Genomic DNA, 11,943 nt, shown 5'->3' on the forward strand with positions numbered 1-11,943 from the left:
GCGGGCGGTGATCACCGCCTGCGGACCCACTGTGTCGGTCGAAGCGGCCAGTTTCTGTCCGCTACTTCGGGCAGTATCGGCGGCATGCCCGCACCCTCGTCCCGCATGCTCACGCTGCTGTCGTTGCTGCAGCACCGACGGGACTGGCCGGGCGAGGAACTGGCTCGGCGACTCGAGGTGAGTCCGCGCACCGTCCGGAGGGACGTCGACCGGCTCCGCGAGCTGGGGTACGCGGTGTCGTCCGCGAAGGGGCCCGACGGGGGCTATCGCCTGGACGCGGGCGCCGACCTTCCGCCTCTGCTCTTCGACGACGACCAGGCGGTGGCACTCGCCGTCGCCCTCGGCGGTGCCACGTCACTCGGCGTGGACGTGGCCGAGCCTGCCGCCCGAGCTCTCGCCACCGTGCGTCAGGTGCTCCCGAGCAGGTTGCGCCACAGACTCGACCGCGTGGCGACGACGCCTCCGCCCGAGTTCGCGCCTATGGTCGACAGCCGAACACTGCTGGCGGTCGCCGGTGCGGTCGGCACCGAGGCACTGCGGTTCGCATACACATCCCCGTCCTCCGAGTCCTCGTCGCGACACGTCGAGCCCTACGGCGTCGTGACCGCGCGGGCGCGGTGGTACCTGGTGGCATGGGATCTGGCGCGCGACGACTGGCGCATCTTCCGACTCGATCGCATGGTGCTGCGCCCACCGACCGGCCGACGCTTCACACCGCGGCCCGTCCCGGGCGGATCCGCCGGTCGCCTGCTCCAGGCGCGACTCCGCGGATCGGAGACGGGTACCTGGCCCTGCGTCGGCGAGGCGGTCGTCCGCCTGCCGGCCGAGGCGCTGCGGCCGTTCCTCACCGAGTCGGACGAGTCCGTGGAACACGTCGACGCAGAGCGGTGCCGCGTGACGGTCGGCTCGTGGTCGTGGGTCGCCGTGGCCGCGTCCCTCGCACGGTTCGACGCGGACCTCGAGGACGTCTCCCCGCCCGATCTCGTGACGGCGATGGCCACGGTCGCGGCACGTCTCGGCCCCGAACGAACCGACGCGCCCCCGGCGGGCGCTCGATCTGCTACGACTGACTCGTGACGAGACTCGGCATCGTGTTCACCCCCGCCCACGACCCTGCCCGGCTGATCACGGCCGCACGCGCCGCGGAGAAGGCGGGACTCCACGAGTTCTGGCTGTGGGAGGACTGTTTCAGCCACGGTGGGCTGACGACCGCGGCCACAGTGCTGGCGAGCACCAAGCGCATCCAGGTCGGCCTCGGACTCATGCCCGCGCCGCTGCGCAACGTCGCGCTGTGCGCCATGGAGGTCGCGTCGCTGCATCGACTGTTCCCCGGCCGGTTCCTCGCCGGTGCCGGACACGGCGTGCAGCACTGGATGGGGCAGGTCGGCGCCCGCGTCGCGTCTCCGATGACGCTGCTGGACGAGTACTCGACCGCTCTACAGGCGCTGCTGCGCGGGGAGGAGGTCACCGTCGACGGCCGGTACGTCACCCTCGATGCCGTGCAGCTGCAGTGGCCGGCGCCCGACGAACCGTTCTTTCTCGGCGGTACCGGTCCGAAGACGCTGCGCTACGCGGCATCCCACTCGGACGGCACCTTGTTCGCGGCCGCGATGTCGGACGACGAGCTGGCCGCCTCGTGTGCCGAGGTGAGCGCAGCGCGGCGCTCCGCCGACCACCGCGTCATCGCGCCCCGACTGGTGGCGGTGGGCGCCGGCGCGGACGACCGCATTCGCGACGAGGTCGCGCGCTGGGGCAAGTCCGATACGAGCGGGCTCGCGGTCACCGGCGGCGCGGCGGAGGTGGCGGACGAGGTCGCCCGCCTGGGGCACCTCGGCATCACGACGGTCGTCGCCCACCCCACCGACGACGAGCCCGATCTCGAGGGGTTGATCGAGGTGCTCGGTCAGACGGCTGCGGCACTCCGGTAGCCGGTCGCCACAGCCCTCCGCGATGACTTCCGCACCGCTCGGTGGTCCATCTCGTCACACACGACCGAGGAGTGACGCCATGGGAACGATCACCATCGAGATGTTCGCGACGCTCGACCTCGTCGGGCAAGCTCCCGGCGGACCCGACGAGGACCCGGACGGGTTCCCGTTCGGCGGCTGGCAGGCGCCGCTGATCGACGACGTCACCGGCGCGCAGATCGATGCGGCCTACCGCGGCACCGATGCGCTACTGCTCGGGCGACGGACGTACGACATCTTCGCGTCGTACTGGCCGCACCAGCAGGGCGGACCGGACGACGGCATCGCGAGTCTCTTCAACGGGATTCCCAAGTACGTCGCCTCGCGCGATCCGCGCACGCTCGACTGGGCCGGATCCTCGGTACTGGGCCCGGATCTACCGACCGCAGTGCGCGAGATCCGAGAGCGGCATCAGGACATCAAGGTCGTGGGCAGTCTGGACCTGGTGCAGACGCTGCTGCGGGAGCGGTTGTTCGACCGCCTCGACCTGTGGCTGCACCCCATCGTGCTGGGTGTCGGAAAGACGGTGTTCGACACCGGCGCTCCGCCGACGAGCCTCGCCCTCGTGGCCCCACCGCAGGCGAGCCCCGGTGGCACCGTGTTCCTGCAGTACGCGCTGGCGGACGGCACGCCGACGACCGGTGACATGGGCGCTCCGGACCGGGGACTCTGACCGGCCCGTCGCGGGCGTCACACGAGGTGCCTCATCCCCCGATCGGCTTCCCGAACAGACCCGCGACGATCTCGCCCACAGCATCGACCCAGACGGGATAGGTGCGCTCGTCCAGTGCCATGGACCCGACGTCGGCGGTACGGCAACCGGGCTCCACAGGTACACCGGCGAACCGATCACGCATCCACAGAACGGCACTCGGGAACGCGATCACCTCCAGCGACAGGTGTTCGCTGAAGTGGTCGCGGGTGTAGGTGACGTTCGCTCCTGGCCGACTGCAGTACGCGTCGACCATCCCGTTCACCGGCCCGACGGGAACCAACCAGTCCGGGTTCGAGTGGTAGACGTAGACCGGCATGGTCGGCGTCGTGCCACCGAGATTCAGCGCGTCCAGGGACTTCTTCACCACCGGCTGCTCCAACGGATCCCCCTCGGTCCGCAGGAAACCCTTCAGGTTCAGGAACGGCAGCAGGGCAGAGGTGTACCCCACACACAGGTTGTCCTTGGCCGCGAAGAGGGCCCGACCCGCGGGATCGATGTGTTCGTCCACGAATCGCGCCAAGTCGGGGTCCTCACGGCTGGCGCCGATGATGCCGGCCGCAACGATGCCGGATCCGAGCGCGTTGTTCGCGTTGTTCACCAGGGCGGCGAGCTCGGCGGGGGTGCCGCCCTCCGTGGCGCCGACGATGCTCAGCTCCGGGGCGTAGGTCCCGGCGAGTTCGGCGGCGTGTCCGGTGGCGATCGCTCCGCCCGAGTAGCCGCTCATCCCGACCTTCGTGTCCACCCCGGACAGTCCCATCGGAGCGAAACTCTCCGCCGCCCGGATGCCGTCGAGCGTGATGCGTCCGGCGACCGGCCCGGCGGCGAACGCGTTGTTCGGCCCCTGATGGTCCGGAACCGACACCGCCCAGCCCTGGGCCAGCGCTGCCTGCACTTCGAGGAACTGCACGCCGGACGTCACGGCACCCGTCAGAGGCCACGGGATCGCACCCTGACGCATGACGTACGACGGCGCGCAGTACGCGGCCAGTGAGTCCTCGGCCATCTGCACCGAGAGCAGCGGAAGCGGAGCCGAGGCGGCGCCGCGCGGGGTGATGACGGTGGTCACCGCCGGGATCGGCTCGCCCCGGCCGTTGTTCGACCGGTACGACAACTGCCAGGCGTCGACCTGCGTCGGGATCAGATTCAGCGTGGCCAGGTCCACGGGACGCGCGGCGATGATCTCTCCCGGTGCGGCGGCGGCGACCACGGCGTCGGGCGGCAGGTAGAAGTCGGTGTCGAACTCAGGGATCGCGGGGAAGGTGACGGGCGCCGCGGACACGGGCGTGACCACCGTCGCGGACACCGCCACGGCGGCCACCACCACCACCGCAAGTGCGTACGAAGGACGGAACCGACGAGCGGACATCGATCTCACTCTTTCTGCGCCGAGCCTCGACAGCAGTCGTATGTGCGCCCGGCAACAGTGTTCAGCACATCCAACATGTTGGACACGCGTGTCCATGATTGTGATCAGGACTGTAGAGCGTTGTGGGCTGGATAACAATCCCCGCTATCGATCGAGGTCAGGAACGAACGCGCCGAGGACGGCGATCATCGTCTGGACGATCCCGTCCACGCGTGGCCGGGGCGGCGGGGTGCGCGACCAGTCCGACACCAACTCGGTGAGCGCCCCGAGGAAGGCTGTGGCGGCGAGCCGGTGACCGCCCGGCGGGACGAAGTCGGCGCCGATCTCGGCACGGAGCGTCGCCTCGATGAACTCGGCCCAGGTCGCGCGGCGCCTGCTGCGGTGCTGCTCGACGTCGTCACTCACCCCGACCATCTCGAGGTACGAGATGCGTGCCCGACGTGGGTCCCGTCCCAACGACTCGATCAGCGCGGTCATCGCGGCGACGACGAGCGCTCGTCGGGTGCGGTCCGTCGCGTCGGCGAGCGCAGCGACGACCGCGGCGAGGGCATCGTCCTGCACGAGGTCGTACACGGCGACGAGCAGCGTCTCGCGATTGGCGAACTCGCTGTAGAACTGGCTGCGTGCCAGACCCGCGGCCGAGCAGATGTCGGCGACGGACGTCGCGGCGTACCCCTTGTCGCCGATCACCTCGATGCCGGCCTGCAGGAACCGTCGTCGCCGGTCGGCACGTCGATCCGTCATCGACCGTCCGCCGTAGACGCGATCCACGTCCTCTGCCACGCGAGAACCCTATCCAAGAGGCTCTCGTCGATCGTCAGCCCGCGAGACGGACCGTCCGCGCGCGCACGGCGAGGAAGAACGGGATGGCGGAGCCGATGCCCACGCCGAAGGTGAGGAGCACCGTGACCAGCCACCACCGGACGATGCCGAGTCGCCGCGCCTCCGGCAACGCCCAGACGTGGAAGGCGATCACCACCAGGATCAGATCCACCATCGCGAACCGTCCGGGCACGGTGGACCAGATCTTCCCGACGAAGAAGTCGGCGGCGGATCGTGTCCCGTGCTTCCGGACGTAGGGCAGGGCGATCGCGTTCTGCGCGACACCCGCCACTGCCGCGAGGGCCATGAGTCTGCGTTCGTCCGACGTCGTCACCGATGCTCCGTTCGTGGTGTGGATCTGATGAGTATCACGCGCCGGTGAAGGTGGCCTGCCGTCTCTCGACGAACGACAGCATCCCCTCGGCCGCATCGGACGTCGAGAACAGTGCCCGGATGTCGGGGAGCAGCTGCGCAGCCGCGGCCGCGTCCCCCTCGATCAGGCTGCGATGCGCGGACTCGAGCGTGGCCCGCACACCGAGTGGCGCAGCGGTCTCCGCGATGCGGTGAGCGAGCTCGATCGCGCGCTCGATCGTCGCCGCGGGATCCGCGCAGACCTCCTGCACGAGCCCGATGCGATGAGCCTCCTCGGCGTCGAACTCGTCGCCGGTGAGCATCCACCGCATCGCGTTCCCCCAGCCGGTCTCGCGAGGGAAGCGCAGGGTCGCCCCGCCGAAGGGATAGATACCGCGCTGAACTTCCATCTGGGAGAAACGAGTTCCGGCTGCGGCGACCCGGATGTCGGACGCCAGCAGCAATTCGATGCCGAGCGTCATGCACCAGCCGTGCACCGCCGTCACCACCGGAGTGGTCCACGTCCCGTCGAGGCGCCACGGATCTCGCCCACCCTCGGCGAACGGCAGGCGATCGCCCGTCAGGTGCTGGGCGACGTCCACGAGATCGAGACCGGCGGTGAAGTGCTCACCGTGGGCGAACAGCACGCCGGCACGGAGGTCGTCGTCCTCCTCCACCATTCCGTAGGCCGTCGACAGCTCGCGGATCATGTCGGTGGTGAAGGAGTTCCGCTTCGACGGCCTGTTCAGCCCGATGTGCAGGACGTGCCCACGCGGTTCGACAGTGATGGTCTGAAACTCGGTCACGACACACTCCCCCTGTGGCGGGCCGGAACCCGGTTATATGTTCCATCGCATAGTACACAGAGGTGCCGGACCCGTACATGCAGAAAGCCGGCACCAGGATGATCCTGGTACCGGCTCTCTGTGGTGCGCCCGAAGGGATTCGAACCCCTAACCTCCTGATCCGTAGTCAGGTGCTCTATCCGTTGAGCTACGGGCGCATGCTGTGGTGCTGTTCAGTTGTCCTCCGACCGAAGTCGAAAGTGGCGGAGGCGAGAGGATTTGAACCTCCGGACCCGGTGAAGGGTCAAGTCATTAGCAGTGACTCCCATTCGGCCGCTCTGGCACGCCTCCTGGACCTCTTTCGAGGGCACCGGTCCTTGCGAACCGCCGAGAAGGAAGATTACACACGCGCCGGAGTAGACGCAAAACGGCTGGTGGGGCGGTCTTATCGGAGATGACTGTCGAACCAGTCGAAGATGCGACGCTGGGCGTCGACGATCGCCTCCTCGCCGGCCGACTCCTCCGACACGGCGGATTCCTCGTCCGCACGATGCTCGACACCGGCGTAACTGACGACGAGCGTGGCGACGGACGCCTTCGACACGGCCTCCTGCAACTGCGCCACGTGCTCCACGGGAGTGCGGACGTCGTCGCGTCCGTAGAGACCGAGCCAGGGCGCCTTGAGGGATGCCGCCGCGTCGACGAGAGCGAGCGCATCCGTGGTCAGCGCCTCGACGATGCCGGGAGCAGCGACACTCACCGCCGCACCGATGGCTCGATCGGTGGCCACCAGGGCGGCTGCGGTTCCGGCGTCGTCGAATCCGATGACGCCGATGCAGTCCGTCGGGACGCCCCGGCTCCGCAGCCAGTCGACGGTGGCGTCGAAGTCCTCGAACAACGGCGTGCCGAACACCTCGTCGTCGCCCGCTGCCCGGTGGAACAGGTGCGGCGCCGCAACCAACCAGCCGTCGGCGGCGAGGGACCGCATGAACTCGAGCAGGGCCTGCGGGAGCTCGCGCGCCTCGTGCAACACCACGATGCCGCCGCGAGCCCTGCTGTCAGGCTCGAACGCGGTGAGCGGCACGCGATCGAGCGTGGCGGTGTCCGCACCCTCGTCGCGGGGGCGGATGGGCGCAGTGTCCTCGATGAGACCCGACATGGCTCCACGGTAATGGCACACAATGGCGAAAGCGAGGGTCGAGCGAGAGCCGCGACCACACTGTGTCCGACCGCCGCGCATAATCGGTGATCGTGACCCCACGCACGCGCCCCGACCTCGATGCCATCCCCGGTTACCTACCCGGTCGTTCGTTCCCGGGCGCGATCAAACTCGCCAGCAACGAGACCACGGCCGGCCCGCTGCCCAGCGTTCGCGAGGCCATCGCCGAGGCGGCGGCCGGAGTGAACCGCTATCCCGACAACCAGTCGACAGTCCTGGTCGAGGCGCTCGCGGACTTCCTCGACGTCCCGGCCACCACCGTCGCCGTCGGCTGCGGATCGGTCGCGCTGTGCCAGGAGTTGGTCCAGGTCACCTGCAACGCCGGGGACGAGGTCGTCTTCGGCTGGCGCTCGTTCGAGGCCTACCCCATCGTCACGCTCGTCGCCGGCGCCACCGCCGTGCGTGTGCCGCTCACTCACGACGACGTGCACGACCTCGACGCGATGGCCGCAGCAGTGACGGACAAGACCCGTCTCATGTTCGTGTGCAACCCGAACAACCCGACGGGCACCGTGGTGGACCCCGCCGACCTCGAACGGTTCCTCGACGCGATCCCCGACCACATCGTCGTGGTGCTGGACGAGGCCTACTTCGAGTACACCGACCGCGCGATCGACGGCGTGGAGATCGGACGAACCCGGCCCAACGTCGTGGTGCTGCGGACGTTCTCGAAGGCCTACGGCCTCGCCGGACTGCGGGTGGGGTACGCCGTCGGAGCACCGTCGATCATCACGTCGATGAAGAAGGTGCACACCGCGTTCAGCGTGAGCAGTGTCGCGCAGAGTGGCGCCGTCGCGTCGCTCGCGGCCTCGGACGAACTCCTCGCACGTACGGCGGTCGTGACGGCCGAGCGGTCGCGCCTCCGTGACTCGTTGCGCGACATGGGGTTCCAGGTGCCCGAGTCGTCCGCGAACTTCGTGTGGATCCCGCTGGGGGCGGAGTCGGGAGACTTCTCCGCAGCGTCCACCGAGGCCGGTGTCATCGTGCGGGCGTACGGGGACGACGGCGTACGCGTGACCGTGGGCGACCCACACGAGAACGATGCGTTCCTCGCGTTCGCCGCGTCGGCTGCCGAGCAGTTCGCCGGGGCCACGGCCTCGCGCTAGGGCTCGTGTGCGCACGCGGTACGTGAGGCGCACACCCTCCGCAGCCGGCGGGAGAGGGTGTGCGGTCGACGGAGAGGGTGTACGCCCCTGACAGCTACAAGCCGAGCGCCCTGGCCACGACGGGCCACGAGTTGTGCATCTCGTCCTGCCAGTAGCGCCAGGAGTGCGTGCCGTACGGCTTGAACACGATGGTCGCCGGGACACCCGCCGCGCGCAGCGTGTCGGCGAAGCCGGTGGTGCAGATGTTCGCGGCGGCCTCGAGGGGGCCGCCCACGGTCAGCGCGTCGATGATCTCCTCACCGAAACCGCCACCCGCCTCGTACGGTCCGGGGAATCCGTTGCCCGTCGACAGGTACACCTGCTTGCCGCGGAGCGTCTCGACGCGGGTACTCGGATCGTTCTCGGCCCACAGCGGATCCGCGTTCGTACCCCACATGTTGGTGGCGTCGCCCCCGGTGGACCCGACGGTGGCACGCACCGCGTTCTTCGTCTCGTTGGAGCGGTTGTCGTAGCAACCGCTGAATCCGGCGATGCCCGTGTACAGATCGGGATGCTTGGTCAGCAGGTTCATCGCGCCCTGTGCGCCCATCGACAGACCCATCAGCGCATTGACGCCGTTGCCGTCGAAGCGGGCATCGATCAACGGGGGCAGTTCCGACGTCAGGAACGTCTCCCACTTGTTGACTCCGAGCACGGGATCGGGCTGGGCCCAGTCGGCGTAGTAGGCACCGCGCCCCCCGACGGGAAGGACGATGTTGGCGGCCTTGTCCGAGAAAAACGAGACCGCGTCCGTCTTCTGCGTCCACGTGCTCTCCGTGTAGCCGGACTCCTCGCCCGCACTGACCCCGTCCAGCATGTACAGCGACGGACGCGGTACCGATCGATCGGCGGGCAGTAACACCTGCACCTGGATCTCGCGGTTCATCGACGAGGAGAACACCGACATGACGGCCCGGCGATCGGTCGCCATGGTCACCGAGACGACGCGAGTGGGTGACGACGCGTCCACGGCCGGCGTCGGAACGCCCGGCTGCGCACCCGCCACCGGCGCGGAGCCGAGAAGCGTCAGCGCGGTGAGGCACCCCGCGGCGAGCAGAGCGGGACGTCGCATCGACAGACCTTTCGTCCGATGTGGCTCGCGTGGAGCCACCGGTGAACAGAGAGACACGACGCGCGGAACGTCCCGCGCGCCCGGGGGAACGCGTACCAACTTACTTGCCGGTAGGTACGCCGCCTTCAGGTCCAAAGGACTGCTCGACGTCCTGTCTGCGGTCACAAGAACCGGCGACGAGGACACCGAGACCGGGAACCGTGCCGAAAGCATACCGCGAGACGGTGGACGACACGTGAACCGGACTTGGAGGCATCACCCACGTATGTGACATTTCATGAAGTGGGTCACCGTCAATTGTGTGAAAGCAAGATGGAACTAGGTGAAAACGTGACTTGTTTTGCCTCAACAGGCGTCATGCAGGGATGTCATCGCAGGTCACAGCGGTTGGCCTGACAACGGGAACAGACACCGCAGTGGGCCTGAGCGCATACCGTGGCTCTCGAATAGGTATCTCGAAACAATCTCGGGACCCGTTAATGATTGTTACGGTACCCCGAGAACATGCACGACTGACATGAACTACACAGTCATGGGGGGATCGATGACCACACCGAAGACAGCTCCGAAGCCGCTTCCGGGACACATGGAAGCGGGCCTGATCGCCGGCACCCGTACAAACTCTCTGGCGATGAGCGATCTGCGAGGGGTGGCGCGTCATCTGGTCGATCACTTCCAGGCCAACACCCCCTGCGGAACGCTCCCCGGGGAGCTCCTGCACGGCGACGTCACCGAGGTCACCGTCAAGTGCCTGGGTCTCGCCGTCCGCATGCTCGAATCGGGCAAGACGCCGTCGGACAAGGACCTCGCCAACGTCCACGACGCGGCCGCTCGCTGGGCTCGCGAGGGGGTGCCGCTGCGCTCGATCCTGCGCGCCTATCACGACGGATTCCGCTTCGGTCTCACTCTCGTCAGCCGTGACGCCAAGGCGCAGAACATCGAAAACGTCACCGACAACTCGCTCGTCCTGGTGAGCCTCCTCGAGGCCGTCACCACCGAGGTGTCCATGGCGTACGTGGAGGAGTACCGCTCCGTCGCGTCCGAGCACCACACCGCCACGCACACTCTGGTGACCACATTGCTCAGCGGCGGTCAGAACGCCCTGTCCACCGCTCAGCAGTGCGGTATCGACCTCGCCGACGAGTACCTCGTCATCGCGCTGCACTTCCCGCAGCATCCCGACGAGGCGAACCCCGTCGTCGATCGCACCGTGTCCGCACGGCGCAAGCTGCGCCGCATCCAGGCGGAACTCGCGACCATGTGCGGCAAGTCGCCGCTGGCCCTGCTCAGCACCGACGGCGGCACCGTGCTCCTGCCCGCACCGCGCGAACGCGAGTGGGTGGACACCCTCGTCGAGCGACTCTCCCGCGCCGGCGAGATCCCGATCACCGCCACGATGACGTCGGCCGAGCGCGAGGACATCCCTGGTGCTGCCGAGCACGTCTACGAACTGCTCTCGCTCACACGGCAACTCGGCCGACCGGCCGGGATGTACCGCACCGAGGACCTGGTGCTCGAATACCAGCTCACCCGTCCGGGCCGCGGCCGGGAACAGCTGCTCCGCGCTCTCAAGCCCCTCGACGACGCGCCCGAACTGCTCGACACGCTGACGTCGTACATCGGTCACGAACTCAACCGCCAGCGCACCGCGCGACACCTGTTCGTGCACGCCAACACCGTCGACTACCGCCTCAAGCGCATCGGCCAGCTCACCGGCATCGATCCCAGCGTGCCCTCGGGACTGCGCTACCTGCAGGCCGCCATCGTGGCCCGCGGACTCGCCGCCGCGAAGCAGAAGTAACGCGGCACCGACCGACACGAACGCCCCCTCCGGACGGAGGGGGCGTTCGTCGTCGATCACAGCGCACTGGCGGAAGCGGAGGGATTTGAACCCCCGGACGCTTTCACACGTCTCTCGCTTTCAAGGCGAGTGCATTGGGCCGCTCTGCCACGCTTCCGCGATCGATACTAGTGGTCTCCCGTGAGCAGTCGTCGATCGACCTTCTCGAACACCTCGGCCATCGTCGCGAGTTCGTCGGCCGTGAGCAGATCGATCAGGCATCGCCGTACCGCGGCGACGTGCGACGGTGCCGCTGCCGCCAGGCGGGCGCGTCCGTCGTCCGTGATGACGGCCAGGACACCACGGCCATCCTCGTCGCAGGTGTCTCGAACGACCAAGCCCTGCTCCTGCATTCGGCGGATCTGGTGCGTGAGCCGGCTCCTCGACGAGAGCACGCCGTCGGCGAGCAGACTCATCCGCAGCGAACCGTCGGGAGCCTCGCTCAGTCGCACCAAGATGCGGTACTCGGCCAGGGTCAGACCTTCTCGCGTGTGCAGGTCGCGGTTCAGGGTGTCCATGAGGCGGTAGTCGGCATCGATGAACGCGCGCCACGCGCGGGCCTCCGCCTCGTTCAACCAGGCCACCGGCGGGGCCGCGGTCTGTGACTCCTCGGGACGCGCACTGTGAACGACCATGACGGAAGGCTAGACCGAGGTGACCC

Annotated in this window: 12 protein-coding genes and 3 tRNA genes; 5 read left to right on the forward strand and 10 right to left on the reverse strand. The window is 68.3% G+C overall.

The annotated features are described in order from the left end of the window. Positions 1-84 precede the first annotated feature (84 nt). The 3 genes from OHB23_RS03790 (at position 85) to OHB23_RS03800 (ending at position 2,640) form a co-directional block, all read left to right on the forward strand. Positions 85-1,077, forward strand: coding sequence for a helix-turn-helix transcriptional regulator (locus OHB23_RS03790; protein WP_328810907.1), 993 nt, complete (start codon positions 85-87; stop codon positions 1,075-1,077). Beyond that, on the forward strand, positions 1,074-1,928 hold the full coding sequence (locus OHB23_RS03795) for an LLM class flavin-dependent oxidoreductase (protein ID WP_328810908.1): 855 nt from the start codon (positions 1,074-1,076) through the stop codon (positions 1,926-1,928). Before OHB23_RS03790 ends, OHB23_RS03795 begins: the two co-directional genes overlap by 4 nt. Before the next feature lie 79 nt (positions 1,929-2,007). Further along, the gene (locus OHB23_RS03800; RefSeq protein WP_328810909.1) at positions 2,008-2,640 is read left to right on the forward strand and encodes a dihydrofolate reductase family protein; all 633 of its coding nucleotides are present in this window, start codon (positions 2,008-2,010) and stop codon (positions 2,638-2,640) included. Positions 2,641-2,671: 31 nt separating this feature from the next. On the opposite strand, the gene OHB23_RS03805 is transcribed toward OHB23_RS03800, so the two are convergent. The 7 genes from OHB23_RS03805 to OHB23_RS03835 form a co-directional block, all read right to left on the reverse strand. After that, the gene (locus tag OHB23_RS03805) at positions 2,672-4,048 is read right to left on the reverse strand and encodes a lipase family protein (RefSeq protein WP_328810910.1); all 1,377 of its coding nucleotides are present in this window, start codon (positions 4,046-4,048) and stop codon (positions 2,672-2,674) included. A 144-nt stretch (positions 4,049-4,192) separates the two neighbouring features. Then, positions 4,193-4,831 carry a TetR/AcrR family transcriptional regulator gene (locus OHB23_RS03810; protein ID WP_027506576.1) on the reverse strand — a complete coding sequence of 213 codons (639 nt, stop codon included), beginning with the start codon at positions 4,829-4,831 and terminating at the stop codon, positions 4,193-4,195. 34 nt (positions 4,832-4,865) lie between these two features. Next, positions 4,866-5,204 (reverse strand): DUF2834 domain-containing protein, encoded by a 339-nt coding sequence (locus OHB23_RS03815; protein ID WP_037186452.1) that lies wholly within the window; start codon positions 5,202-5,204, stop codon positions 4,866-4,868. 34 nt (positions 5,205-5,238) lie between these two features. Then, positions 5,239-6,027, reverse strand: a complete 789-nt coding sequence (locus tag OHB23_RS03820; RefSeq protein WP_328810911.1) for a crotonase/enoyl-CoA hydratase family protein — start codon at positions 6,025-6,027, stop codon at positions 5,239-5,241. 121 nt (positions 6,028-6,148) lie between these two features. Continuing rightward, positions 6,149-6,224, reverse strand: a tRNA-Arg gene (locus OHB23_RS03825). A gap of 43 nt (positions 6,225-6,267) precedes the next feature. Then, positions 6,268-6,357: transfer RNA gene (locus OHB23_RS03830), tRNA-Ser, on the reverse strand. 94 nt (positions 6,358-6,451) lie between these two features. After that, positions 6,452-7,165 carry a dienelactone hydrolase family protein gene (locus tag OHB23_RS03835; RefSeq protein ID WP_328810912.1) on the reverse strand — a complete coding sequence of 238 codons (714 nt, stop codon included), beginning with the start codon at positions 7,163-7,165 and terminating at the stop codon, positions 6,452-6,454. Positions 7,166-7,257: 92 nt separating this feature from the next. Between OHB23_RS03835 and hisC the strand changes: the two genes are divergently transcribed. After that, positions 7,258-8,331, forward strand: a complete 1,074-nt coding sequence (hisC, locus tag OHB23_RS03840) for a histidinol-phosphate transaminase (protein WP_222650557.1) — start codon at positions 7,258-7,260, stop codon at positions 8,329-8,331. Between the two features lie 94 nt (positions 8,332-8,425). Here the strand turns inward: hisC and OHB23_RS03845 are convergent, their stop codons facing one another. Continuing rightward, positions 8,426-9,442: an alpha/beta hydrolase gene (locus tag OHB23_RS03845; protein WP_056443162.1), complete on the reverse strand. Its 1,017-nt coding sequence runs from the start codon at positions 9,440-9,442 to the stop codon at positions 8,426-8,428. Between the two features lie 544 nt (positions 9,443-9,986). On the opposite strand from OHB23_RS03845, the gene OHB23_RS03850 reads away from it, so the two are divergent. Continuing rightward, positions 9,987-11,243, forward strand: coding sequence for a PucR family transcriptional regulator (locus OHB23_RS03850; RefSeq protein ID WP_261776324.1), 1,257 nt, complete (start codon positions 9,987-9,989; stop codon positions 11,241-11,243). 67 nt (positions 11,244-11,310) lie between these two features. On the opposite strand, the gene OHB23_RS03855 is transcribed toward OHB23_RS03850, so the two are convergent. Both OHB23_RS03855 and OHB23_RS03860 read right to left on the reverse strand, forming a co-directional pair. After that, a tRNA-Ser gene (locus tag OHB23_RS03855) sits at positions 11,311-11,400 on the reverse strand. Between the two features lie 10 nt (positions 11,401-11,410). Next, positions 11,411-11,917, reverse strand: a complete 507-nt coding sequence (locus OHB23_RS03860; protein ID WP_222633270.1) for a MarR family winged helix-turn-helix transcriptional regulator — start codon at positions 11,915-11,917, stop codon at positions 11,411-11,413. Between the last annotated feature and the right edge of the window lie 26 nt (positions 11,918-11,943).

The sequence above is a fragment of the Rhodococcus sp. NBC_00294 genome (genome assembly GCF_036163995.1).
Lineage (GTDB): Bacteria > Actinomycetota > Actinomycetes > Mycobacteriales > Mycobacteriaceae > Rhodococcoides.